The organism is Leptolyngbya sp. Cla-17 (assembly GCF_016807185.1).
Classification (GTDB): Bacteria; Cyanobacteriota; Cyanobacteriia; order Leptolyngbyales; family Leptolyngbyaceae; genus ULC077BIN1.
Genome location: NZ_JAEVYN010000002.1, coordinates 2,345,940 through 2,371,994 on the forward strand (window position 1 = coordinate 2,345,940; position 26,055 = coordinate 2,371,994).

General features: G+C 49.2%; 15 protein-coding genes. 7 read left to right on the plus strand and 8 right to left on the minus strand.

Annotation, left to right across the window (positions count from 1 at the left end; all coding sequences use genetic code 11):
• Window positions 1-125: 125 nt before the first annotated feature.
• Window positions 126-2,102, minus strand: coding sequence for a glutamine--fructose-6-phosphate transaminase (isomerizing) (glmS, locus tag JOY44_RS21665; RefSeq protein ID WP_171575564.1), 1,977 nt, complete (start codon window positions 2,100-2,102; stop codon window positions 126-128).
• A 267-nt stretch (window positions 2,103-2,369) separates the two neighbouring features.
• On the opposite strand from glmS, the gene hslO reads away from it, so the two are divergent.
• The 3 genes from hslO to JOY44_RS21680 all read left to right on the plus strand — a co-directional run bounded on the left by hslO (window position 2,370) and on the right by JOY44_RS21680 (window position 6,021).
• Complete coding sequence (hslO, locus tag JOY44_RS21670; RefSeq protein ID WP_171575565.1) at window positions 2,370-3,275, plus strand: Hsp33 family molecular chaperone HslO; 906 nt, start codon at window positions 2,370-2,372, stop codon at window positions 3,273-3,275.
• A 187-nt stretch (window positions 3,276-3,462) separates the two neighbouring features.
• Window positions 3,463-5,616: a chromosome segregation ATPase gene (locus JOY44_RS21675; protein WP_171575566.1), complete on the plus strand. Its 2,154-nt coding sequence runs from the start codon at window positions 3,463-3,465 to the stop codon at window positions 5,614-5,616.
• A 171-nt stretch (window positions 5,617-5,787) separates the two neighbouring features.
• Window positions 5,788-6,021, plus strand: coding sequence for a photosystem II protein, Psb35-related (locus JOY44_RS21680; RefSeq protein WP_171575567.1), 234 nt, complete (start codon window positions 5,788-5,790; stop codon window positions 6,019-6,021).
• Between the two features lie 163 nt (window positions 6,022-6,184).
• Here JOY44_RS21680 and JOY44_RS21685 read toward each other — a convergent pair whose 3' ends face one another.
• The 3 genes from JOY44_RS21685 to JOY44_RS21695 form a co-directional block, all read right to left on the minus strand.
• Window positions 6,185-7,906, minus strand: a complete 1,722-nt coding sequence (locus JOY44_RS21685) for an alpha/beta hydrolase (RefSeq protein ID WP_197985646.1) — start codon at window positions 7,904-7,906, stop codon at window positions 6,185-6,187.
• A 135-nt stretch (window positions 7,907-8,041) separates the two neighbouring features.
• Window positions 8,042-8,530, minus strand: coding sequence for a DUF4168 domain-containing protein (locus JOY44_RS21690; RefSeq protein ID WP_171575569.1), 489 nt, complete (start codon window positions 8,528-8,530; stop codon window positions 8,042-8,044).
• 350 nt (window positions 8,531-8,880) lie between these two features.
• Window positions 8,881-9,555, minus strand: coding sequence for an ABC transporter ATP-binding protein (locus tag JOY44_RS21695; protein WP_171575570.1), 675 nt, complete (start codon window positions 9,553-9,555; stop codon window positions 8,881-8,883).
• Window positions 9,556-9,745: 190 nt separating this feature from the next.
• Between JOY44_RS21695 and JOY44_RS21700 the strand changes: the two genes are divergently transcribed.
• The 3 genes from JOY44_RS21700 (at window position 9,746) to JOY44_RS21710 (ending at window position 11,734) form a co-directional block, all read left to right on the plus strand.
• Window positions 9,746-10,687 carry a Sll0314/Alr1548 family TPR repeat-containing protein gene (locus tag JOY44_RS21700; RefSeq protein WP_171576184.1) on the plus strand — a complete coding sequence of 314 codons (942 nt, stop codon included), beginning with the start codon at window positions 9,746-9,748 and terminating at the stop codon, window positions 10,685-10,687.
• A 142-nt stretch (window positions 10,688-10,829) separates the two neighbouring features.
• Window positions 10,830-11,288, plus strand: a complete 459-nt coding sequence (locus tag JOY44_RS21705) for a DUF3531 family protein (protein ID WP_171575571.1) — start codon at window positions 10,830-10,832, stop codon at window positions 11,286-11,288.
• A 17-nt stretch (window positions 11,289-11,305) separates the two neighbouring features.
• A complete protein-coding gene (locus JOY44_RS21710) occupies window positions 11,306-11,734 on the plus strand; it encodes an NUDIX hydrolase (protein ID WP_171575572.1) in 429 nt (142 codons plus the stop codon).
• A gap of 16 nt (window positions 11,735-11,750) precedes the next feature.
• Here the strand turns inward: JOY44_RS21710 and JOY44_RS21715 are convergent, their stop codons facing one another.
• The 3 genes from JOY44_RS21715 to JOY44_RS21725 form a co-directional block, all read right to left on the minus strand.
• A complete protein-coding gene (locus tag JOY44_RS21715; protein WP_171575573.1) occupies window positions 11,751-23,009 on the minus strand; it encodes a tandem-95 repeat protein in 11,259 nt (3,752 codons plus the stop codon).
• A gap of 200 nt (window positions 23,010-23,209) precedes the next feature.
• Complete coding sequence (sipA, locus tag JOY44_RS21720) at window positions 23,210-23,443, minus strand: regulatory protein SipA (RefSeq protein WP_197985648.1); 234 nt, start codon at window positions 23,441-23,443, stop codon at window positions 23,210-23,212.
• 41 nt (window positions 23,444-23,484) lie between these two features.
• Window positions 23,485-23,874, minus strand: a complete 390-nt coding sequence (locus JOY44_RS21725; RefSeq protein ID WP_171575574.1) for a hypothetical protein — start codon at window positions 23,872-23,874, stop codon at window positions 23,485-23,487.
• A 291-nt stretch (window positions 23,875-24,165) separates the two neighbouring features.
• Here JOY44_RS21725 and JOY44_RS21730 point away from each other — a divergent pair, with 291 nt between their 5' ends.
• Window positions 24,166-25,650, plus strand: coding sequence for a GTP-binding protein (locus JOY44_RS21730; RefSeq protein WP_171575575.1), 1,485 nt, complete (start codon window positions 24,166-24,168; stop codon window positions 25,648-25,650).
• Window positions 25,651-25,740: 90 nt separating this feature from the next.
• On the opposite strand, the gene JOY44_RS21735 is transcribed toward JOY44_RS21730, so the two are convergent.
• Window positions 25,741-25,890, minus strand: a complete 150-nt coding sequence (locus tag JOY44_RS21735; protein ID WP_171575576.1) for a PsaJ protein — start codon at window positions 25,888-25,890, stop codon at window positions 25,741-25,743.
• Window positions 25,891-26,055 lie beyond the last annotated feature (165 nt).

Below are 26,055 nucleotides of genomic sequence, written 5' to 3' on the forward strand. Positions count from 1 at the left end.
CAGCCCTATATAATAGTATACGACTTTATTTGTCAGTAAAGAAGTTTGTTTTGCAGTATACGACTTTATTTGCTAGTAAAGAAGTTTGTTTGCGCTTTACAGATCTGCTAGTTTCATAGATTGACCTATTCTACAGTTACAGATTTGGCGAGGTTGCGAGGCTGATCGACATCCAAGCCGCGCCGTGCGGCGATATGGTATGCCAGCAGTTGCAGCGGAATCACCGTGACCAGGGGAGACAAAATCTCATCCACATGCGGCACAGGAATCAGGGTATCAAAAGTATCTTCTGCGTCTTTCTCATCCATGGGGGTAACGCCGATCAGTTGGGCATCCCGCGCTCTTGCTTCCTGAGCGTTCGATAGCACTTTTTCAAACACCGTTCCCGGCATCGCGATCGTCACTACAGGCACTTTGGCATCCAGCAGGGCGATCGGTCCATGTTTCATTTCGCCAGCAGGATAGCCTTCCGCGTGGATGTAGCTGATTTCCTTGAGCTTGAGCGCACCTTCGAGAGCGATCGGAAAATTGATGCCGCGACCCAAAAAGATAAAGTCCTGAGTTTCCGCAAAAGCGTGCGCCAGTTCTTCGATGTAGCGCTCCTGACTTTCCAAAATCATTTCAATCTCAGCCGGAAGTTGCCGCAACCCATCCAGCAGCTTTTCCAACTGGTCTGTTGAAAGAGTGTTGCGGTGATAGGCCAAGTCGATCGCCAACAAATAAAACGCAACTAACTGAGCCGAAAAGGTTTTGGTTGCTGCCACCCCAATCTCAATGCCAGCATGGGTATCAATAATATTCAGTATCAAATTTCCCAAAGAACTTTCAGGACGGTTTGTGATGCCCAACAATCGCGGTTGATAGTCGGCAGCCAAATCTTTACGCCGCCGAATTTCCATCTCTAGCGCTGCCAGCGTATCGGCGGTTTCGCCAGATTGGGTTACGCCAATCATCAGGGTGTGAGGAGTCAGCGGCGAGGGTGCATAGCGAAACTCAGAAGCATATTGAACTTGGGTCGGAATCCCTGCCAACTGCTCTAACAAATATTTACCCACAAGCGCCGCGTGCCAACTGGTGCCACAGGCCACAATTTGAATCTGCTGCAAATTGGTGTAGAGATCGAGGGGAAGATTGAGGCGAACCGGAGAATTAAGAAGTGGGGTAGGGGTCGCATGAATTCCATCCGTCGCCAAGATTTCATCCATCACGCCCATCACCGATTCATTGCCCCATTTGTCATTTAAATAGTTCTCCAAACAAGCGCGAACCACTCCAGGCTGCTCATAAATCTCTTTGAGCATGAAGTGTTTGAACCCTTGTTTTTCCACCATGACCGGATTCCAGTTGAGAGTGCGGGGGGCTTTTTTGAGCCGCTGCCCTTCAAAGGTATACACCTCAACGCCCAAGGGAGTCAGTCGGGCAATTTCGCCATTTTCTAGGGTTAGAACAGCACGGGTATAAGGCACCAGCGCTGGCGTATCGGAGGCACAGTAAAACTCACCCTGCCCAAAGCCGATGACGAGGGGTGCTTGCTGACGAGCGACAATCAGTTCATCGGGATAGTCGGCGTTGATCACCGCGATCGCAAAGGCTCCTCGGAGTTTATTCACCGCCCGACGCACCGCCTCAAAAAATAGCAGCGATTGCTGAGTGCTGCTATCTTCTAATCCTTGACTCTTTGATCCTTGACTCATCTCCTCAGCAATCAAGTGAGGAATCGTCTCCGTATCGGTTTCTGAACGAAATTCATGACCGAGGGCTTTCAAGTCCTCTCGCAGTTCGCGGTAGTTTTCAATAATGCCATTTTGGACGACAGCAATCCGGCGTTTGGTATCGGTATGGGGATGGGCGTTGTATTCTTCAGGTTTGCCGTGGGTTGCCCATCGAGTATGACCAATGCCAACTTGAGCAGGATTTTGTTCGCCTTCTAGCTTTTCTTGCAGGTTGTGGAGTTTGCCCTTAGCCCGAACGCAATGAATAGTGCCGTCCAGAATGGTGGCAATGCCAGCCGAGTCATAGCCCCGATACTCTAGCTTTCGCAGCCCTTCTAACAAAATTCCGCTGGCAGCTTGCGTTCCGATATAGCCGACAATTCCACACATAGACTGTTACTCCACCCAATACCACGCTGGTTTATACACACTCGCAAGTCGCAATTGCAGAAGCGACTTTGATCATTCATCCGTGCTGCCTGTTTTAACGGATTTAGATGACTTCCGCAATAGTAGAGGCAATTCGCAAAGCGTCTCTATGCCCACAACTTCCCCAATCTGTTGGATTCCACTCAAATCTCTCCTGCCATTCCCTCAAGATCCTAGAATAGAAGCATACTCTGTAACGAAATGTTCTCTAGTAGTTTTAAGGTTTTCATGGCAGATCAGCTTATTCGCGCAACCGCCGCTGAGGGTGGAATTCGAGCCGTTGGCGTTATCACCACCGCTTTAACTGAAGAAGCTCGACAGCGGCACAAATTATCCTACGTTGCCACCGCTGCTTTAGGACGCACAATGGCAGCCGGACTTCTGTTTGCTTCCAGTATGAAACGTCCCGGATCGCGGGTCAATATTCGGGTTGAAGGCGATGGTCCCTTAGGCGGTGTGACCGTCGATGCAGGTCTAGACGGCACCGTTCGTGGCTATGTCACCCATCCAGAAGTAGAGCTATTGCCCACTGCAAACGGCAAACTGAATGTTGGGGGCGCAGTCGGACACAATGGCTATGTTTACGTGATTCGAGATGTGGGCTTTGGCTATCCCTACTCCAGCACTGTGGAGCTAGTGTCGGGTGAGATTGGGGATGACCTAACTCACTATTTGGCAGTCTCTGAGCAAACGCCTTCGGCGCTTATGGTTGGGGTATTCACAGATACTCAAGGGGTTTCTGCTGCGGGAGGGTTGCTGATTCAGATCATGCCCAAAGCAGCGCAGGATGAAGCTTTAGTTGAGTTGCTAGAATCTCGGCTCGGCAAGTTAGCTGGGTTTACGTCTTTGCTCCAAGCCGGAAAGACCCTCCCTGTCATTTTTGATGAGCTATTGGGCGATATGGGCTTGGTTATTTTGCCAGAAGTGCAAATGGTGCGCTTTCACTGTGGCTGCTCTCATGAGCGGGTGTTGAACGCTTTGAAGTTGTTTGGTCAGGCAGAATTGCAAGAGATGATCCAAGATGATCAGGGTGCTGAAGCAGCCTGTGAGTTTTGCAGTACGGTGTATCATGCCAGCGAACAGGAGTTGACTGACCTGCTAGGCGAACTTCAGAAAGATACGATTTCTGGCTAGGTCTGGCTAGGGGCGATCGCTCACTCTACAACTTTGTCGTCATTTCCTCGCAAATTGAGTACTATTGCCAACACGAAGCCTGCTGTGAGACTCAAACTCGGATAATTTGGTCTTTTTGCAGGTTGGAGAGTACGATGTCAACGATGTGAATTGACTCAAGGGCAGAGTAAGTCTTTCCCAATTATTTATGGCTAGAAGAGGAAATTCGGAGCGACCCGCGCGGCAAACTTCCCGACCCAAGGAGGAGTGGCAAGGAGAGCCGCGTTCTGCTGGGCAAAGCATCCCGCCTCTAACCCCTCACGGCACGGGAGCCGTTCCGTCTAAGTCGGCGGGCGATCGCTCCACTCCAGTCATGCCAGTTCCGGTACACTCGGTTAAAACCGGAGAGACTTCCCCAAGGCGGCAGCGATCGCCTTTATCTCCAAACCGTAAAGATCCGGCTCAAACCGCTTCTTCAAACAAAGACGCTGTTCCTTTGGTCAGGCGCTCTCAAGGTAGCCAATTACGGCAGTTTAGCGATCGCTGGCGGCGACGACTGCTGAATTGGAAAACGTTGCTCATTTTCAGCTTCATTGCCTGCGGTGGGTCGGCGGCATTGGCGTTAGCGTATATTTTTCAACTGCCAGGATTACCCAATTGTCCAGCAGTGTTTTGGCCTCTTGCCTCCGCCTCAATGCGGTTTGAATGCGCCCGAATTGCTGCTAGTAAGCAAACGGCGAAGGATTTGCTGGAAGCGATCACCTTGGTGGATGGATTGCCAGCCGATCACGCCATGCGCGAAGAAGCAAATCGGCTGGTGGAATTATGGTCACAAGAGGTGTTGAAACTGGCAGAAGAATCGTTTCAAGCCGGAAAGCTGAAAGAAGCCATTGATGCCGCCCGAAAGATTCCTGCCCGCGTGACGGCTCATCAACTGGTTGAGGAACAGATAAAGCGCTGGCAAACGATTTGGGCGGCGGCAGAAAAAGCCTACCAAACTGCTGAAGCGGCGATGAAAAAGCGGCAGTGGCGACAAGCATTTCAATCGGCGATCGAGTTATTGAATCTGGATAATCGCTATTGGCAGACAACGAAATATGACGAGTTGACGAATCGGATTAACACGGCTCGGATCGATGGCAACAAGCTTTATGAAGCAGAACGCTTGGCGGATGATGGCGGCTTAGCAAACTTGCTAGAAGCGGTGAAGCTAGCAGAGCAAATCCGTCCCGAAAGCGATATCTATCCGCTGGCTCAAGCAAAAATTAAAGGGTTTGGGCGCAAAATGCTAGCCCTGGCAGAAGAAACATTAGAGCGAAAAAATTTGCAAGAGGCGATCGCGATCGTCAACAAAATTCCTAAGAACGCCAAGCTGGAAGAAGAAATAAAAGATTTCACAATTTTGGCGAATGCCCAGTCTCAGGCGTGGCTCGATACAGTCGTCAATTTAGAAGCTGCAATTAGTCAGGCGCAACGCATTCAGCCCAAGCGTCCACTTTACAAAAAAGCCCAGCAGTGGATTACTCGCTGGCAGTACAGCATTACAGGCTTGGCTCAACTTGAGCGTGCCCGTCTACTCGTACAGGCAAGAGGAGGAAATTTGGAGGCAGCGATCGCCGCCGCTTCTTTGATTTCCCCATCCAATCCCCGCTATCGAGAAGCTCAGACCCAAATTCAATCCTGGCAGTCTGAAATTCAAGTCGCGCAAGATCGCCCCGTTCTCGATCAAGCAGAACAGCTTGCACTTCCCGCCGATGTTGCCTCCCTACAAGCGGCGATTAACCAAGCAACCCAAATCACATCGGGGCGTGCTCTTTACAAAGAAGCCCAGGGCAGAATTCAGCAGTGGACGAGTCAAATTCAGCAGATTCAAGACCAGCCTTATCTCGATCAAGCTCGTGCTTATGCTGATGCTGGAAATCTGAGAACCGCCATTAAGATCATTGAACAAATTCGATCCGGGCGATCGCTCTACAACGAAGCACAAACGGCTGCGGCTCCTTGGCGTAAACAAATTCAAGCCGAAGTTGACCAGGCGCAGGCACAAAGCGATTTGGCACAAGCTCAACGCACCCTGCAAGAGGCTCGCCAGATCGCAAGCGTTGGACTCCCTGCAAGCCTTGCAAACGCCATCCAACTTGCGAATCAGATTAACCGCCCCGCTGCGCTGCGCTCGGAAGCTGCCACCGCTGTCAATGAGTGGAGTCTGCAACTATTGCAACTCGCCCAACAGCAGGCGACGAGCAACCCCGCCGCTGCGATCGCGATCGCTCAGCGTATTCCATCGGGCACCCCTGCTCACTTGGAAGCCCAAACCCAGATTGCAACGTGGCAAAAAATGATTCCGGTTCCGATTCAGTAAAGAGACAATAGGTCAGCAGAGCCTAAAACATTTTCTACGAAACGCTACGTAAATAAAACTCAAACCTTCTATTGTCTACTCGGTTTCTACTGCGACCGATCAACTTGCTCTTTGTTAACAATTCTGTTACATTTATTTACAGATTGAAACAAAAATTTACAAGGAGTCAAGATGATCATCCTAATTGCATTGTTTGTAGCAGGCTGGGTCGCAGTCGCAGTTCTCGGAACCATGGCTTATTTTCGAGGAGAGCAATCCAAGCCCATCCACGAGCGCAACTGGCGCTCAGAGTCATTCGAGCAGTTATCTGAAGCGGTTACTGGTACCAAAATTGATTTCGCAACACGGGTACCTGCCTACAGCGATTTAGATGCTTATTCCAGCAGCCTTTTGCCTGAAGCATAGAACGAGTTGCCACAACAGTTCTAAACGCTTTAAGCAGTCTTGCCGTAAAGGCTAGCGAGTTGCAAAGGTTTCATTAAAAGCTTCTCCTACGGTACTTAAGTTCCTTTTGAGTCATTCCTTGACCCAGAAGGAATTTTTTGTAGAGCTAGTGGATTTCAGTCTGTTAATTCGGATTGAGGCCATCGACTGGTAAAGAACGGATTAAATCAATTGGAATGGGCGCTTCCATAATCGATCGCGCATAGGAAGCGGTGAGGTAGGAACGATAGGCAGGCTGGTTAGCAATGTAGGTCTGGAAAAAGGCGAGGGAGAGAGCCCTAGTATATCGCCGCGCAGTTTCTGGATTGGGACCAATCACTTCAGGTGGAAAGGCAACTGCTTCAATGCCACTGGCAATTTCATCTTCGCCAATCACCGAAAAGTGAGTACCAGAAATTAGCTGAACCAAATATTTATCGTTTGTTGTCAACCACGTAAAAGGTTGGACTTGTTCAAACAAAGCCGGAGCAACGGTATCGGCGCTACCTGTAAGAATCAGGGTAGGAATCGTAATTTTGCTGATGCTGTCTTGACCTAGGGCGGCGCTGGTGATTGGGTTGAGGGCGATCGCGGCAGCAATCCGAGGATCGCGAAAATCTGTTTGCAACGGGGTGCGAACCTCAAGCTGTTGCGCCCGACATTGCAATAGCAAAGAAGGATTGAAAGTATTCTCCAAATCGCGGCAGGAAAGATTGAGTTGCTTGAAGTTAATCGGAGCACCCGCTAACGCAAATGCCGTGTAGCCCCCAAAAGATTGCCCCATTACTCCAACCTGCTTCAGGTTAAGGGCTTGGTATGCCGGATTAATTCGTGCTTGCTGTTCCAAATAGGTCAACAAATAGGTGATATCCAACGGGCGATCAACAAACTCCGTCGGTTCGGCAACTTCACTCGCAATCCCAGCCAGTAGAGATTCTATCTGCCTACGACTGCTGCCCAGATGCTCTGGCACCAGCACCGCAAATCCATGAGAAGCAAGATGCTGGGCAAGGTAAACAAAGCTGCTGCGATCGGAACCTAAACCATGAGAAATAACCACAACAGGCACAGAATTTGATGGCGTTGCCCTACCCAACGTGGGTAGATAAAGATCAACTGGATACGTTCGCCCTTTTAATAAATTAGATTCTGGTCGCGCACTGGGGTCGCTTCCCGCAGGGATTGGTTCACGGATTACACCAGGCAACGAAATAACCGCAGTCCGATTAGGATCATTCAGCGTGATAGTTTGTTTCTCAAATTTGAAGGCACCGGGCTGGCGTAAATCGCGCGATCGCTCTACGTCGATCGGTGGATCAGAACTGCCTTCTGCTAGAGCTTGCCGAGTAATCGCGTCGGTCGTATTTTGGGATTGACTAATCAAGCGGTTCAGTTCGCCCACGACCTGCAAGCTGCGCTCTACATCAATCCGAATGCCGCGTGTTGGAAACTTCTGCAAAAAATTGAGCAACGTTAAACCCTCTGGGTCCGCTGCTGCCAAAATCAATGCCGCCCGAATGGCTTTAGCTCCTGACAAGCGGGACTCTGGCTGAATCACCTGCCCTAGCCGTTTTAATGCCGCATCACCTTGAGGTGAGTAGAGAAACTGGGCAACCGTTACCGAACTCAAATTAGCTTTGGCAACCAGGGCACTGCGAAGATTTTGCAGCACGTTAGGCTCGGCATACTGAGCGTAGACGGCGAGATCCTCATCTACCTCTCCGGTCTTTGCATAATCTTCCAGAGATTTAACAGAAATTGACCGCTCTAAAATGTTGTAAGAAACAAAAATACGCTCAGCAGCATGACCCGGACTGAAGATTCCCAGGGCGATCGCGCCACCAAACCCCACTATCGCACTTCTCACCCATCTAGAAAGTGAATGAAACCTAATTGAATCGGTAGATGAATCCATGAACTAATATCCTGTAGCTAATAGCTATTAGCCAATAGCTATTAGCTAGTGCAAATTGTGCAGTTATTCTTTGATAAAAACCTCAGCCTATCTGCCAGCAGATTTCAGCATTTGCTCGACTTTCTTTTGCAAGTCAGGATTTTTTTGAATTAAATCCAAAATCTGCAAAAAGCGAGGAACCTCAAATCCTTCGGCTTGTACAGCGCTTCCCATTTTGGTTTGGGTCTCTTTCTGAATTGTGTTCAGTTGGGCGATCGCGCGATCAAACTTTTGTTTTTCGTCGTTAGAGATTTGATTGGTCGTAGCTTTCGGATCTTTTTGGGCTAGAAAAATCTCTTTGAACCGATCAACCGTCAACCCTTCTTTTTGCACCGCTTGGGTTACTTGAGTGTTTCTATCTATAGAAATGGCTTCTAGTTTTTTTGCTGCACTCACAAATTTTTGCAAGTCGTTGTCCGCGATCGCTGACTTAGGAGTAGCAGGTGCAGAGGGCGTGCTTTGAGCTAAGGCTGGCAAACTATGCCCCATCCCTAACAGTGCCATCAGCGAACAGGTTGCCAGTAAATACTTCATCATTAAAATCCTTGAATGGAAAGAGCAAAGCAAAATAGTAGAAGTTGAAGACTGTAATTTTCAGGTGAAACCGATTTAGTTCACACGCCAGGACACGCTAACAAAATAAAGCAGTGTTTTTCTAGTGTATCCAGAGGGAAATGCGCCCAGATTTGTCCCTACGGATAATCAGCCATCCGTCATCTTGATTTTAGACTTCTGATCAGGCGCTAATGTTTCAAAAATTGTAAGAAATTCTGGCATTGATGATTAGAGGGATGACTGATGGCTGGAAATGAGGAAAATCCATCTCTGCATTCAGCAATGCCGAAAGTCTCTGTGTTTTAAGATCTGTCTTGTTGCACACATCCTGGTTAGGAGACTAACTGGGGTTTAGAAGCTTGTTCGCTCAAGCTCTCCGGTGTGACTGAAACCAGTTCGCCCTGTTGCAAAGTCCAGCATTGATCAGCAATTTCAAGCAGATCTCCAACATCGTGCGATACGACTAGCAAACTCCACTGGGTTTTCAGTTTTGCCAATAGGCTCACCAACTGCCGCCGCATAGACCAATCCAAACCGGCTGTCGGCTCGTCTAGCAATAGTAAATGAGGCTGGCGAATTAACTGCACTGCCAAGGCTAGCCGCCGCTGTTGTCCGCCGCTGAGGGAATGGGGTTTGGCGCTAAGAGATAACTGCTCTAATCCCACTTCGGCTAATGCTTGCTGGATGCGATCGCTAGTGATTTCGGGGTGACCTAACCGCAGTTCTTCCAAAACTGTACCGCCGCAAAAATGGCGCTCTGGAAACTGAAACACTAGACCACTTAACTGCTGTAGATGCAACGGCGTAAGCTCTTGATCGCGCCAATGAATAGTGCCCTGCGTTTTTTCTGCCAGCCCCGATAAAATTTCCAACAGGGTACTTTTGCCAGAGCCACTCGGACCCACAATTAGCGAGAGTTGCTGTGGGGCAATCTGCAAATTAATTTGCTTTAAAATTGGCACAGGGGTCGCAGGCGGATGATAGGAAAGATTTCTAAGATTCAACATTCACGGCAATCCATCAGGGCAACAAAAATTAGACTGAACAGGAACCTAGCGGCAGTGGCACCGTCTAGCAAGTGGAACCGTCTAGCAAAGCTAGCATAGCGAATGCTTGCTCCATTATGCTCAACCCCCAGTTGCGTTGCCAGAGAATGGCACCAAAGCTAGGATGGAAACCGATTATGAAGCACTGATTATGACTAACCTCCTGACCACACCCCAGCACCATTCAAAACTGTCTCTCAAAACCATCTCTCAGGTTGTGAGTGCTACCATGCTCGCGATCGGGCTGTTTACAGGTTATGCCGTTGCCAAAGATCCCTTCCGCACTACAAATCCTAGAGCGATTAGCGATAAAACTGAAGCCGCATTTGAGGCGTTTTTTAAGCAAGGAGACTACAAAGCTGCCGCTAACTTGTTGAATCAAACTGAATCAAATGAGCCGTTGGCACTGTCGATGAAAGCAACCCTAGCTTACAACGATGTTTTGGCAGGTCGAGATAATAAAGAGAAACAAGCTGCCTTATTAGATCAGTTTCGTAACTCCAGCACTCAAACCCGCACTGCTGCTGAAAAATTATTACCCACCGATCCTCTGCGCGGCAATATGTACTTAGCAGTGAGTCACTTTTTTGATGGAGTGTATGCTTTCACAAAAGATGGCACGATTAAAGGCACGCCTCAAGTTTTGAAGGAATTGCAGCAAGTACTCAAGTATTTGGATGCGGCAGAAGCGATCGCGCCCAATGATCCTGAATTAAACATGCTGCGGGGATTTATGGATGTGTACACGGGAATTTATTTACCGTTTGGCAACTCTGAGAAAGGGGTAGAGCGGTTGCAGAAATATGCAAATCCTCGCTATTTGGCAGAACGCGGCTTGTCAATGGGCTACCTAGAAATGAAGCAATATGACAAAGCGCTGACTTCCGTTGATCGGGCGATCGCCCTCACGCCCAACAACCCAGAGGTTCAATATCTGAAAGCCAAAATTTTGGTGAAACAAGGGAAAGACCAAGAAAGCCTTACCTATTTCGATAAAGCCTTGAGCAAAAAAGATCAGTTACCTCCTGGCTTAACCCGTGAAATGGAGCGGGCACAGCGCAAGGCGAAAGAGCGATTGGCAGGAGTGAAGTAAAAGCAGGTGTCGGGAGCAGGGAATTTGGAGGTGGTTCTGCCTTCTTTTCCCTGTTCCCTGTCCCCTTACCCCCTACTTTCGGTTGTCCATTTCATGCCTTCCTTACGTATGCTGGAAATAGGAACGTTTGGGAGAGATCGCTATGCAGATACAGTTTCGTGAATTTGATCCATTCAGTGTATGGATTTGGCTAGAGTTCAGCAACGTTCCATCGGAGATGGAAAAACAATATGTTGAGGAAGTATTAAATTCCTGGTTTTTTATTGGCAAACTGGGCGGCTTTAACGCTGAAAATATGCAGGTTCAAGAAGTTGGCCTAGAAATTGGCTACATGGATTACGACGAAGATGTCGCCGAAACGAGCCTATCGGCGTTGATGCACAACATGGGCGATGTGGAATATGAAAACGGCTGGGCACGCTGCTGGTTTGACTTAGGCACCAGTGATGCGATCGCTCTGGATGTGTTGATCAATTCACTCCGTCAATTTAGTAAGGATTTTGTCACGATTGAGCAGGTGATTGTGGGTGGCGAAAACGAAGATTGGCCAACGGGTGATAGCCACCGATCAGATCTGATGTTTGAGAGTCAATACAATTAGGGGCTAGGCAATAAAGAATGGCTGACTCAGCAATTCGGGCGGTGGCGCTGGGGTTAATTTTCCAGGGCGATCGCGTATTTGTGTATGAAGCTTACGACCCATTCAGACAACAAGTGTTTCATCGAGCGCTGGGAGGCGGAATTGAGTTTGGTGAGACTAGCCTAGAAGCGCTTCAGCGGGAGTTTCAAGAAGAAATTCAGGCAGAGTTGACTAATATTCAATACCTTGCTTGCATCGAAAATATCTTTACCTACAATGGCAACTCCTATCACGAACTGGTTCAGCTTTATAGCGCTGATTTTGTTGATGCAAGATTTTATCGACTGGAAGAGTTGATATTTGCAGATGGTTCAGCAGAGAACATCACCGCCCGATGGATTGCGCGCGATCGCTTTCTATCGGGCGAACTTCGGCTCGTGCCTGAATCTTGCTTGAATTACTTGTAATCTCAACAAGAAATAATCACAGTACTGCCCATAACTCCGTACCGTTGGTTGCATCACTAGCGGCAAAAAACAGCTTGTCATTCACCACCGTTAGTCCGGCTGGAGTAGATAAGAAGTTGCCACTCACTGCTACCGTTCCTGCAGAAGTGCCATCGCTGCGATAAACCTTGCTGCCTGTGCCATCATTTGCCGTGAAGTACAGCGACCCATTAAAGTTGGTTAACGATGCCACCGTATCATTCCCAGCGCCATTGATACTTCTCACCAATGTTGCCGTTGAGACTCCATCACTTGACCATAGTTGCAGATCGGGATTTCCCACTGTGCCAGCATCTACGGTAAAGAACAATTTGGAGCCAATCGCAGTTAAGCCAGAAGGAGCAAGGTTTGCAGCAGGCAAACTTATCCCTGAGTTTATTGTGCCGTTGGTGGTGCTTTGCCAGAGTCTAAACCCTGCAACATCTCGCGCAAAGAAGTAGAGTGTTCCATCCACATTCACCAAATCACTGGGATTGGAACTGGCGTTACCAGAGTTGAGATCCGCAACTCGTGCGGTGTTAGCCCCTGTGCCATCGCTTCGCCATAATTCTCTGCCACTGCTATCGATCGCCGTAAAGAATACGGTATCTCCCACTGCTGTCAACTGTTGAATCGGGGCGTTAGGACTAGACCCAATATCTTTTACCAGTACTGTGTTTGCGTTGGTTCCATCTGTTTTCCAAAGCTGCCTTGCATTATTGGCTGTGAAGTACAGCGTGTCGCCTACAACAGTCAAATTTCCTGGAATTGTGCTTAGACTGCTGTAGCTGGGCGACGAAACCAACTTCACCGGGTTGCCGCTGCTATCAATTTGGAAAATGGCGCTACCAGAGCCGTCATTTGCTTGAAAGAAAAGTGTGTTATTGAAATTTACTAGATTTGTAGGGTTAGAGGTTGCTACCCCCGACCGTAGGTCGTTGACCAGAGTGGCGGAGGTGCCTGCTAAGTCTGTCTTCCACAATTCTCTACCTGTGCTGCTGTTGATGGCGGTGAAGTAGATAGTGTTGCCAACCGCTGTAAATCCACTGGGTGAGGAGCTAGATCCACCAGGGTTGATGTCGGTCACAGACCGGGTTGCAGTTGAGGTGCCATCACTCTGCCACAGTTCTATGCCTGTGGTGCCATCATCAGCAGCAAAGTAAAGTAGGTTGCCTGCTGCTGCCAAGTTGGTCGGGCTAGAACTAGTTGCTCCAGGACTGATGTTTGCCACCAGTGCTGCCCCGGATGACACATTGATTGAAACAGTACCGCTGCCTGTTTGAGCGCCGCCTGCTCCTGTAAATCCACCGTCATTTACGGCTAAACCGATTTGAGCCGCGCCGACGAAATTATTAGTGGGGGTGAATTTGAGATTAGTCAATGCCGTATTGATTGCCGCGATCGCTCCGGTGAAGCTCATTGTTGTATCTGCTGTGCCATCACCCGTAGTAAAGGTCAACCCTGAAATACCGCCCAAGGTCAGCGCCCCGTTCGTGGCGGTTAACGTTGCGGTAATCGGATTCGTCCCTGCATCCACATCACCAATACTTAAACCCGATGGAATTAGCAAGTCAGTGTTGCGGAGCGTTAATTGGCTACCCGGCAGAGCCACAGTAGGAGCAGCATTGGTGCCGCCGCCCGTGACACTGAAGGTGGCGATCGCCACGCTAGAAGCTCCACCCAAACTATCGATCGCGCGATAGGTGAAGGTATCCAAGCCGCTGAAATTAGGAGTGGGCTGATAGCTAAAGCTACCATTCGGTCGCAGGGTAAAGGAAAGAGCGTTTGTGGGAGCCGCAATCAGGGTAGCAGTTAGCGGAATGTTGCCATCCGTGTCAGTGTCGTTGGTCAACACATTGCCCGTGGTCAGCAGCGTATCTTCCGCCGTGGTGAACAGATCAGCATTGGCAACCGGAGGCGCATTCACGACTGTGGTCACCAATAGATTCACTGTAGCCGTATTGGTAGAATTCAAGCTGCCATCATTCGCAACGTAAGTAAAGCGATCGCTACCCGAAAACCCAGTGTTGGGCTGATAGGTAAAGGCACCGTTGGGATTCAAGCTGAGTGTGCCGTTTTGCACGTCCGCTACTAGCACTGCCGTCAGACTCGGGCCGTCGGCATCTGTATCATTGGCTAAAACGCCCGGTGCAGTTTGGATTGATGCTGTGGTGCTGACACTGTAGGCATCATTCACCGCCACTGGAGCGTCATTCACTGGGGTAACGCTGAAGGTGGCGATCGCCACACTAGAAGCTCCACCCAAGCTATCGATCGCGCGATAGGTGAAGGTATCCGAGCCGCTGAAGTTGGGAGTGGGCTGATAGCTAAAGCTGCCATCCGCTCTCAGGGTAAAGGAAAGGGCGTTTGTGGGAGCCGCAACCAGGGTAGCGGTTAGCGGAATGTTGCCATCGCTATCGGTGTCGTTAGTCAACACATTGCCTGTAGTCAGAAGCGCATCTTCTGCGGTAGTGAACAGATCAGGATTGGCAACCGGAGGCGCATTCACAACTGTGGTCACCAATAGATTCACTGTAGCCGTGTTGGTAGAATTCAAGCTGCCATCGTTCGCAACGTAAGTAAAGCGATCGCTGCCCGAAAATCCAGTATTGGGCTGATAGGTAAAGGAGCCATTGGCACTGAGGCTGAGCGTACCGTTTTGCACTCCCGATACCAGCACCGCCGTTAAGCTTGGGCTGTCGCTATCGGTATCATTAGCTAACACGCCCGGTGCCGTCTGGCTGAGCGATGCCGTGGTGTTGACGCTATACACATCATTTACCGCAACTGGAGCATCATTCACGGCGGTGATGCTGATGGTGCCGATTGCGATGCTGGAGACTCCGCCTAAGCTATCGATCGCCCGATAAGTGAAGGTATCAACGCCGTTAAAATCGAGGGTGGGCTGATAGCTGAAGGAACCATCAGGTCGCAGGGTGAAGGAAAGGGCATTGCTAGGAGCCGCTACCAAACTTGCGGTCAGCGGAATATTGCCGTCTATATCGGTGTCATTGGTCAACACGTTACCAAGAGAGAAACCCGCAGTTGAAGTGTTAAGAGTCGCTACGAAAACATCTCGACCCAGGTTTGTATCTCCACTGACTAAATTCGTAGCGTCTGAGGTGAAAGCTACGAATTTGCCATCCGCAGAGATTTGTGCTTGTAGAGAGCTACCATTCCCCTGCTGACCATTTCCATCCAAAGAGACACGGGTCGTTTGCCCCGTTAAGCGATCGTGAACGAAAACATCCCTTACATTATTCGTATCCCCAGCAACTAAATTACGCGCTAGAGAATGAAATAAGACATACCGTCCGTTCGCAGAAATGGTAGGTGTAAATGAACCACCGTCACCCTGGTTGCCATTAGAATCCACAGAAATAAGAGATATTTGACCTGTTTGGCGGTCAAAGACAAAAACGTCGAACTGACCGTTTGTGTCCCCGGGGACTAAACTAGGTTCATCGCTAGACGTAAATACCATGTAGCGTCCATCGGGAGAAAGATCGCGCACCGCAAATATTCCATTCGGAGTGGCAATTGTGGTAGTCGTATTTGTCTGGCGATCAAATAGGAATATTTTGACAGACGGGTTAGAAAAATCTTCTTGAAACGCTACATATCGTCCATCATCAGAAATACTGGGTTGTCTACCAGAACCAATTTCAGTAGAAATACCCGTCTGCTGATCGTAAACGAAGACCTTTCCTGCACCTATGGCAAAAACAGTACCCGTTTCGTAAGCAATGAAGCGTCCATCTGAGGAAATTGCAGGTCGCTCAGCATTCGTGCTATTACCCGAAAATTCAAGCGTGTTGTCTGCAATGCGCCTTGTGATACCGGTTTGGTTATCGTAAACATAAACGCTGGGAAGACCAGAATAGGGCAAACCCTGCGCGTTGATGTCAGGGGCTTTGGAATAGAAAACAACATAACGTCCATCATTTGAGATAACTGGAGAGTAAGAGTCATCGCTGGGTGAAGCGGTTCCAGTTGTTGTTGATATCAGTGTGGTGGTTCCAGTTTGGCGATCGCGTAAAAATATATCAAGCTTAGAATTCGTGTCTCCAGCAACCAATCCTGAAGCATCGGTCGAGAAGACGACATATCGCCCGTCTCCCGAAATATCAGTTTGGTAGTCAGCGTTGACGATATTATCAGCATCTAATCCTTGATTACCACTGGAACTAATAGAAACACGCTCAGTGCCAACAACGCTTAAGGGCAGGTCTTCACTGATAGTGAACAGATCAGGATTGGCAACCGGAGGCGCATTCACGACTGTGGTCACCAATAGATTCACTGTAGCCGTGTTGGTAGAATTCAAGCTGCCATCATTCGCAACATAAGTAAAGCGATCGCTACCCGAAAACCCAGTATTGGGCTGATAAGTAAAGGCACCGTTGGGATTCAAGCTGAGTGTGCCGTTTTGCACGTTCGCTACTAGCACTGCCGTCAGACTAGGGCCGTCGGTATCTGTATCATTGGCTAAAACGCCCGGTGCAGTTTGGATTGATGCTGTGGTGCTAACGCTGTAGGCATCATTCACCGCCACTGGAGCGTCATTCACTGGGGTAACGCTGAAGGTAGCGATCGCTACACTAGAAGCTCCACCCAAGCTATCGATCGCGCGATAGGTGAAGGTATCCGAGCCGCTGAAGTTGGGAGTGGGTTGATAGCTAAAGCTGCCATCCGCTCTCAGGGTAAAGGAAAGGGCGTTTGTGGGAGCCGCAACCAGGGTAGCGGTTAGCGGAATGTTGCCATCGATGTCGGTGTCGTTAGTCAACACATTGCCCGTAGTCAGTAGCCCATCTTCTGCGCCGACGAATAGATCGGGTTGGACGATCGGGGCATTGTTGGGATTCACGGATAGCGTTACTGTTGCCACACTGGAGGCTGAGTTGCCGTCGCTGGCACGATAGGTAAAGATATCTATTCCTGCAAAGCTACCTGTAGGTCGATAAACAAACGAGCCATCTCCACTCAGGCTCAGGGTGCCGTTGTTGGGACCGGTGACCACCGTTGCGGTAAGAGCGCTACCCTCGGCATCAGTATCGTTCTGTAAAATGCCATTCGCTGGGGAAACACTCAGCGTACCGCCCGCACCGGTACTGTAAATGCCATCGTTTGTGGCAACGGGAACATCATTAGCAGCAGTAATCGTGAGGGAAACTATCGCCGTGTTAGAGATACCGCCCAAAGGATCGATCGCTACATAGGTAAAGCGATCGACACCATTGAAATTGGGTAGCGGCGTATAGCTAAAGCTGCCGTTGGGATTCAAGCTAAAGCTGCCAGCATTCACAGGACTACTAATCAACTGCGCCGATAGCGAAGAGGTCAGATTATCTACATCGGTATCATTGATTAACACATTTCCACTAACCAACTGGTCTTCTGGCGTGGTCACGCTATCGTCAATCGCTACAGGTAGATCATTCACTGAAGTGACATTGATGACCGCGATCGCTGGATTAGATGTGCCGCCTAAGACATCACTCGCCACATAGCTAAACGTATCAAACCCATTAAAGTTGGCGGTGGGTATATAGGCAAAGGTGCCATCTGGATTGAGGGTAAAAGAGACGGCGTTCGTGGGCTGATTCACCAATTGCGCCGTCAAGGGCAGAGAAAAGTCTGGATCACTGTCATTGGCAAGCACGCTGGTGCCCAGCAATGTTCCCTGCTCGGCCACGGTAAAGCTATCGGCGGCGGCAACAGGCAACAGATTTACTGCATTGCCCACATCGACTAGTAGCGTTTTGGTGTCAGATAGCGGTGCGCCAACGCCCGTATTGCCATTATCGTTAACGCTGAGGGTGATGCGGTCGGATGCATTTGCAAAGCCAACATAGCTACGATAAGTAACCTGGCTTAAAGCATCGTTAATTGCTGCAATGGAACCTGTAAAAGTAATACGATTGTTTCGGATGCCCGTTCCCTGGGTAAACTGCAAGCCAGAGAGCGATCGCAACGACAATACACCGTTTTCAGCAAATACTGTTACTGAGAGAATCCCGCCGCCCGCATCTGGATCAGCAATGCTAAAGCCAGCGATCGTCACATCTACGCCGGAATTAACTGCTGGAGTCGCGGCTGGCAGGGTAATCACAGGTGGATTATTAATCCCCAACGCAGTTACTGTAATAGATTTAGAATCGCTGAGGGGAATGCCTGTACCGCTATTGCCGCCATCCGTCACACTCACAGAAATAGTGTCGGCACCGCCAAAGTTTGCATTCGGGCGATAGGTCAGGGCACTCAACGCTGCATTCACCGCTGATTGGGAGCCCTGGAAAATCAGCGTATTATCCTGGTTGCCGTCGCCCGTCGTGAAAGTCAGCCCATTCAATGACTGAAGCGACAATAACCCACTGACCGCAGACACCGCTACAGTCAAGTTGCCATTACTCACATCGACATCATTAATGCTGATGCCCGAAATCCGTAAATCCGTTCCTTCGTTGACGATCTGGCTTGTGGATGGCACCGTAATCACAGGTGCATCATTGACGGGGGTAATGGTGAGAGTAACTAGTTTCGAGGCAGACAGCGGAATGCCATTGCCAGAGAAGCCATTATCGCTGACATTCATCGTCAGCAGATCGGAACCGTTGTAGTTGCGATCGCTCAAATAGGTCAGTCCCGCCAACGCCGCATTAATCGCACCCTGAGATCCGCTAAACGCCAGATTTTTGTCGAGTGTTCCAGATCCCGTAGTAACCGTCAACCCGGAAGTGGAACCTAACGTCAAGGTGCCATTTGCGACTGATAAACTGACTGTCAGCGGATTTACTCCCGCATCACTATCGGCAATACTGATGCCACTAATGGGCGAAGTCGCATCTTCGCTGAAGGTTTGAAGTGCAGGCGCAGTGATCACCGGAGCATCATTCACCCCTGCCACAGTCAAAGTAATATTCTTCGAGTCTGTCTTCACGCCGCCCAAGCCAAAATTGCCGCCATCACTGACTGCAACACTCACAACATCGGTTCCTTCAAACGCAGCGGTGCTTCGGTAAATCAAGGATTCCAGCACAAAATTTGCTACATCTTGCCGACCTCGGAAAGAAATGGTCGAATCCTGGGTGCCACCACCTGCAAGGAAAGTCACGCCTGTAGTGCGTCCTAACGTCAATAGGCCACTGCTAGCAGACAGGGAAACCGTAATGTCGTTATCGCCTAGATCCGCATCCGTTAGACGAATACCTGAAATTAGGGTATTGGTGCTTTGATCAACCAATAGAGTGCTGGGCACGGTTAAAGTAGGTGCATCGTTAACTGCCAATACAGCAATGCTGAAGGTGGTTGCAGCCGAGGTTGCGCCAAGCCCATCGGTGACCGTAAATTGGAAGCGATCGCTGGTAGTTTCACCGCCGTTGTGACTGTAGGTCAACTGACCGCTGGCAATATCAAGCTGGGTAAAGGTTTGCCCTGCTAGCAAAGTAGCAGTGCCCAACCTCAAAGCTCCATTAGTGGGGATGCTGCCCAGGGTAAACGCAACCGGAGTTGGACCATCAGCATCAGTTGCTAACAAGAAGTTGGGCGTAATTACTGCACTGGTGCCTTCGCTTAGCGTCAGGGCTGTGTTAATGGAAACCGTCGGTGCATCATTGACCGGAAGCACAGAAATACTAAAGGTATTCGAACCCGGTAGGAGAATTGCGCCATCGGTGACGGTGAAAGTGAAGCGATCGAAGGTAGATTCACTGCCACTATGCTGATAGCGAACCAGTCCATTAAAAATATCGTTTTGGGTAAAGGTGTTGGTTGCCGTTCCTGCCAGGAGTAGTGTGCCATTAGTCGGCAAAGTGGTGATGGAATACTGCAAGCTGATTGCGGGGCTATCCACGTCTGAAATGAGCAACAGCCCTGGACTGAGAATGGTGCTATCTCCTTCGGAAAGGGTTAAGCCGCTATTTGAAACTAGAATCGGTGCATCATTGACCGGATTCACTTGAATGCTAAAGGTTTGATTACTAATGCTGCCGCCGGTGCCATCAGTAACACTGAAACTAAAGCGATCGCTCGTCGTTTCGCTGCCGTTGTGAATGTAACTAATCTGACTAGGGTCATCCAAATTAGCCTGAGTAAAAGTGGTTCCAGCGGTCGCTGTGACTCCATTAATTAATAGGTTGCCATTCGTAGTTGAGTTGCCCACTGTGTAAATCAGTTGGTTCTCTGGAGTATCGCTGTCTGTCACCAGCAGCAGAGAGTCTTTAATAATTGCAGAGCCGTCCTCGTCTACCGTCAGTAGGTTATTACTGACTAAAACTGGGGCACTGGTAATATTCACAGACAAGGTGTAGAGACTTTCTGCTTGCCCCAATGCTGGAAAGACACGGGCGTAATAAGTTCCGGTTGGCAAAGGACGAATGATCGATTCAGGGCTAAGTCCACTCTGAGAAGAGCTACCCAAAATAGTATTGCCGCTACCGTCGAGCAGTTGCAGATCGACATTACCAGTGAGATTGGTTAATGAGAGGCTAACCTGAGTGGCATTGGTGATGTCAAAGCGATAGTAGTCGTTGGGGTCAAGTCCACCGACGCGATCGCGGTAGGTGGCCGATTGCCCCAACCCACTACCCAAATTAAACGCCGTAGCTGGAGTATTGCCAGCTACATCAATCGGCACAGGTTCCCCATAGGTGCTGTAGGGAATCGGCACCCAAGTGACATCATTCACTGCAAGCAAATCTGTCGATGACACAAAGGTCGTGCCATTCATAAACCAGATCTGGTTTTCGCCCCCCTCCCCGTAGTAACGCCAGAGAATATCTGAACTCCCATCTCTGTTAAAGTCTGCCACCCCTGCAATCTGCCACGGTGCCGCCAACCCAGCACTCAATGACGCTTCTGCCAGAAACGTAGTTTGATTGAAAAACCAAACTTCTGCTTGAGTCGTTAAATCGTTTTGCCACAAGATGTCTAATGAACCATCCCGATTAAAATCGCCCACTCCCCGCGCTGTCCAGCCAAACTCTTGCTGTTGTGGAATGGCGATTGTTCCAACCGAACTCACCCCTTGCATCGCCCACACTTCCAATCTGGAAGTTACGCTGTTCCACCAAACAATGTCGGTTTGACTATCATCATTAAAATCACCCGCACCCACCACTCGCCATTCCGATGACTTGGTCGGCAATAGAAAATATACGTCCTGAACATCCTGAATATTGTCTTTGAATAGCCGTATGTAAGTTGCTCCAACGTTGTCATCGCGCCAAAGCAAGTCAGTTTGTCCATCTTGATTAAAATCACCGGTTGCTCGAATGATCCAAGGTGGAATGAATTCTGCTCCCAGTGCGGACGGTTGAAAATCTAGTAAGACCCCATTTTCATTTAGCTCCCATAGGCTACCGGCACGACTTTGGTAGTTGCGCCAGAGTAAATCGGTATCAAGGAGGTTGTCCGCTGCTGATACGTTGAGGGTGTAGTTAGCAGTGGGGGTGTTGGTGCCGGGAGCAACTTGGATGTAGTAAACGCCAGCATCGAGGGTGGTATTGATGGATTCGGCAAATCTACCCTGGTTCGTTGAGAGTTGCCCCATGCCGTTGACGCTGACCAGGTTACCTGCGCTATCTAGCAGGGCGACGTTCGCATCCGCGTCCAGCCCAGTGAGGGACAGATTAAAACTACTCCGATTTTCTAGGGAAAATCGGTAGAAATCATTGGCAGCGAAAGTGACGAGATCGGAGAAATTCTGAGTAGTGGAAAGGAGCTTTAGCGGTGTGGCTGTGGCGAGAGTGTTTCCGGCGGTGTTGGGCACTGGGGCACTGCCTGTATTAATCGACAGAGTATAGCTACCCGCTTGGTTTAATGCTGGAAGAACCCGCACATAGTAAGTCCCAGCTGCCAATTGCTGAGTCAGCGATTCAGGGCTGAGTCCATTCAGAGTGGAGCTACCCAAAATAGTATTGCCGCTACCGTCGAGCAGTTGCAGATCGACATTACCAGTGAGATTGGTTAATGAGAGGCTAACCTGAGTGGCATTGGTGATGTCAAAGCGATAGTAGTCGTTGGGGTCAAGTCCACCGACGCGATCGCGGTAGGTGGCCGATTGCCCCAACCCACTACCCAAATTAAACGCCGTAGCTGGAGTATTGCCAGCTACATCAATCGGCACAGGTTCCCCATAGGTGCTGTAGGGAATCGGCACCCAAGTGACATCATTCACTGCAAGCAAATCTGTCGATGACACAAAGGTTGTGCCATTCATAAACCAGATCTGGTTTTCGCCCCCCTCCCCGTAGTAACGCCAGAGAATATCTGAACTCCCATCTCTGTTAAAGTCTGCCACCCCTGCAATCTGCCACGGTGCCGCCAACCCAGCACTCAATGACGCTTCTGCCAGAAACGTAGTTTGATTGAAAAACCAAACTTCTGCTTGAGTCGTTAAATCGTTTTGCCACAAGATGTCTAATGAACCATCCCGATTAAAATCGCCCACTCCCCGCGCTGTCCAGCCAAACTCTTGCTGTTGTGGAATGGCGATTGTTCCAACCGAACTCACCCCTTGCATCGCCCACACTTCCAATCTGGAAGTTACGCTGTTCCACCAAACAATGTCGGTTTGACTATCATCATTAAAATCACCCGCACCCACCACTCGCCATTCCGATGACTTGGTCGGCAATAGAAAATATACGTCCTGAACATCCTGAATATTGTCTTTGAATAGCCGTATGTAAGTTGCTCCAACGTTGTCATCGCGCCAAAGCAAGTCAGTTTGTCCATCTTGATTAAAATCACCGGTTGCTCGAATGATCCAAGGTGGAATAAATTCTGCTCCCAGTGCGGACGGTTGAATGTTGAGTAAAGCTCCGTCGTCTAGGCTCCACAGGCTACTGGTAGCCGTTGGGAAGTTGCGCCAGAGTAAATCGGTATCTGCTGGAGCTGTCTGGGCAGCAACATTAAGGGTGTAGTTAGCAGTAGGAGTATTAGTTCCAGGCGCAACCTGAATGTAGTAAACGCCAGCATCCAGGGTGGTATTGATGGATTCGGCAAATCTACCCTGGTTCGTTGAGAGTTGCCCCACGCCATTGACGCTGACCAGATTACCTGCGCTATCTAGCAGGGCGACGTTCGCATCCGCGTCCAGCCCAGTGAGGGACAGATTAAAACTACTCCGATTTTCTAGGGAAAATCGATAGAAATCATTGGCAGCGGGAGTGACAAGATCTGAGAAATTCTGAGTAGTGGAAAGGAGCTTTAGCGGTGTGGCTGTGGCGAGAGTGTTTCCGGCGGTGTCTGGCATGGCTAATAACCCCTTACTGGCATAGCTATTCTGCCCTAACTGTGTTTTTTTGAGAACAAATTTCAGCAGATTTACATAAATAGATTGCTGAAACTTTACAAAGTTTCAGCAATCTATTTAAAGTTCATACTAAAAATAACCCGCAATTCCTTTGTTCGGAGAACTATAGGAATTGCAACGATCGCGGTTTCTACGGAATTCTACACCCGTTCTAGATATTGGCTATCTAATAAAAAGGCACCCTTTGTAAAGCGCACACTCCAATAATTGCCAGGACGACGATCGAGAATGATGCCTTCTTCGCCAACTGTGATCAGTTCAGCAGATCGCAATGTCGGTATTGGATCAGCAGTTTTAACATAAGGTGGGGCACTGATTAAGCGCACGCGATCGCCCACTAAAAAATCGCCCATCAAAAACTCTTCAGACATCATCACCAACCTCTTAAGATAAGCTGATTTGATAACCAACTTCATTAACCAACAGTTTTGCTGACCTGCACTGAAGATTTTGCTGTAATACCAAAAATGGGCGTAGGATCTAAGCCAGTAATTTGATAAAACTGGGCTGAGGTCACAGAGCAATTGATCGCATTCTCCTCACCATTTTCGGTGAGGAGAATGCAATGTTCCCACTCTTTTAATAAACTGCCCACCTCTGACAAAAACTCCTGACCTCGCAACAGCGGCACTTGCAGCCAATGGCTCACCAGCGTTTCGACTAGAGCTAATTCCACCAAAGGTGTTGGATAAGTAGCTAGTAGAGTTTCCAGTGCTGCTTGAAAAGACTCAACAGTTCCATCTAAGTGATAGCTGGTCACAATATGCTGAACTCGTTGCCGCTTAATTTTTTCTTGAAGTTCCATCAAAAACCTCGTTGATTTTGCGATTTGTGAAACGATCCCTACGGGAATCGCGACGATTGTTTCCCAAATCGTTTAGCTGCTGCCCACTCGACTTTGCATTGTGAATCTCTCCTAGAATACGACATCTATCTGTTCACGCTTGCTTTCTTTGCATCTATTTTCTTTATAAGCACATAATTTGCTACGACAGATGTTCTTGATCAGGCAGCATTGCCCTAAAACGGCACGTAAGTTACTAGGATGGAATGAACGTTCGATTAACCGTGCTTTCGACCTCTTCCTAATTGCTCCATGCCTGACTCCCCCGACTTGAACCAGTCTCCATCCCTGAATAAACAAGAGTTGGATGAAGCTATTCACAGCTTTGACACCATTCAAGGAGAGCTTAACTATCGGCAAGCGCAAACTGCTCTACGAGACTTAGTAGAGGGGTTAGATTTAACGGTTCAAGAGCGACGGGGATTAGAACCCGAAATCAATGGGCTGGAATCAATGCTAGATAAGCTTGATCGCCAGATCGTTCACATTGCGGCTTTTGGCATGGTGGGACGGGGTAAATCATCCCTTTTAAATGCGTTGCTGGGTGAAACCGTCTTTGAAACTGGGCCCATTCATGGCGTAACCCAGATTCGGCAAACTGCTAACTGGACGGTGACAAACGAAGCGATCGCCGGGAGTGAGCAATCATTGACGCGGGTGAAGGTAAACGCGATTGGCAATCAGATTGAATTGATCGACACTCCGGGTATTGATGAAGTCGATGGAGAAGCGCGAGAAGCTCTAGCGCGGCAGGTTGCTCAACAAGCCGATCTCATCTTGTTTATCATTGCGGGAGACATGACCAAAGTAGAGTATCAGGCGTTGTCAGCCTTGCGGACTGCCAGCAAGCCGATCATCTTGGTCTTCAACAAAATTGACCAATATCCTGATGTCGATCGCCAAATGATTTATCGCAAAATTCGGGATGAGCGAGTCAAAGAACTGCTCTCGCCGGATGAGATTGTGATGGCGGCGGCATCGCCGTTGGTGGCAAAAGCCGTGCGTCGAGCAGATGGTCGGGTTGCGGCTCAGCTCAGTGCAGGAGTTCCCCAAATTGATGACCTGAAGCTAAAAATTCTAGAAATTTTAGATCGGGAAGGCAAGTCCCTTGTGGCTGTGAACTCGCTGCTGTTTGCAGATGATGTCAATGATCGCTTAGTGGAGCGCAAAATGGCGATCCGTGAGCAAAGCGCCAATCGAATTATTTGGAATGCGACAATGACAAAGGCAGTCGCGATCGCCCTCAACCCGATCACAGTGGTAGACATTCTCAGTAGTGCAGTGATTGACGTAGCGCTGATCTTAACGCTCTCCAAACTCTACGGCATTCCCATGACGCAACCGGGAGCCTTAGCCCTACTGAAAAAAATCGCCCTCACTATGGGTGGCATTAGCGCTAGCGAACTGGTCGCCAACCTGGGACTGAGTTCGCTCAAGGGCTTACTAGGACTATCGGCTCCGGCAACTGGAGGGCTATCCCTAGCTGCCTATGCTTCGGTGGCAGTGACTCAGGCCGGTGTGGCAGGAGTTTCGACCTACGCGATCGGGCAAGTCACCAAAACCTATCTTGCAAATGATGCTTCTTGGGGAGTCGATGGACCAAAGGCTGTGGTGACCCGCATTCTCGCGTCGTTGGATGAAGACTCGATTTTGAGCCGCATTAAAGGTGAACTCCGCGCCAAGCTCAATTTTAATCAGCCGCGATCGCGCGTTCAGAACAAGCCAAGAAAGAAATGAGCCATCATCGTTACTGCTCGTGAAACATCTCCCAAGGAGAAGCAAAACGCGGCAAGGTTTGGGGAAGCCTGTCGTCGTAGGTATTACGTCTTACGGCATTGGGTGAAACAGTAGGTCTGGAAAAAAGTAATTGAACACTGCCCAAGTAGAAAAGGCAACAGATGTTGAAACGACCGCGAGAACAGGAGCAGTAGACAGATACCGGAGGAAGAAATTAGCCTGGTTATTTTGTTTCGCCATGATGCAGTGCTGATAAACGATAGAACCCTTTCAGCTTAGCGACAACTACAGTTGCTGTTCTCAGTCATAAGAAGGATTCAAACTCGGCTTTTGCTTCGTCGATTCGATTTTTGACCATCAAAGCCGTCAATATCTTCCTCCTGAAGTGGTCGGTTTTAGCAAACA

Coding starts and splice junctions, on each gene's coding strand:
- glmS (WP_171575564.1), bottom strand. CDS start 2,102: ATGTGTGGAATTGTCGGCTATATCGGAACGCAAGCTGCCAGCGGAATT.
- hslO (WP_171575565.1), top strand. CDS start 2,370: ATGGCAGATCAGCTTATTCGCGCAACCGCCGCTGAGGGTGGAATTCGA.
- JOY44_RS21675 (WP_171575566.1), top strand. CDS start 3,463: ATGGCTAGAAGAGGAAATTCGGAGCGACCCGCGCGGCAAACTTCCCGA.
- JOY44_RS21680 (WP_171575567.1), top strand. CDS start 5,788: ATGATCATCCTAATTGCATTGTTTGTAGCAGGCTGGGTCGCAGTCGCA.
- JOY44_RS21690 (WP_171575569.1), bottom strand. CDS start 8,530: ATGATGAAGTATTTACTGGCAACCTGTTCGCTGATGGCACTGTTAGGG.
- JOY44_RS21695 (WP_171575570.1), bottom strand. CDS start 9,555: ATGTTGAATCTTAGAAATCTTTCCTATCATCCGCCTGCGACCCCTGTG.
- JOY44_RS21700 (WP_171576184.1), top strand. CDS start 9,746: ATGACTAACCTCCTGACCACACCCCAGCACCATTCAAAACTGTCTCTC.
- JOY44_RS21705 (WP_171575571.1), top strand. CDS start 10,830: ATGCAGATACAGTTTCGTGAATTTGATCCATTCAGTGTATGGATTTGG.
- JOY44_RS21710 (WP_171575572.1), top strand. CDS start 11,306: ATGGCTGACTCAGCAATTCGGGCGGTGGCGCTGGGGTTAATTTTCCAG.
- JOY44_RS21715 (WP_171575573.1), bottom strand. CDS start 23,009: ATGCCAGACACCGCCGGAAACACTCTCGCCACAGCCACACCGCTAAAG.
- sipA (WP_197985648.1), bottom strand. CDS start 23,443: ATGATGTCTGAAGAGTTTTTGATGGGCGATTTTTTAGTGGGCGATCGC.
- JOY44_RS21725 (WP_171575574.1), bottom strand. CDS start 23,874: ATGGAACTTCAAGAAAAAATTAAGCGGCAACGAGTTCAGCATATTGTG.
- JOY44_RS21730 (WP_171575575.1), top strand. CDS start 24,166: ATGCCTGACTCCCCCGACTTGAACCAGTCTCCATCCCTGAATAAACAA.
- JOY44_RS21735 (WP_171575576.1), bottom strand. CDS start 25,890: ATGGCGAAACAAAATAACCAGGCTAATTTCTTCCTCCGGTATCTGTCT.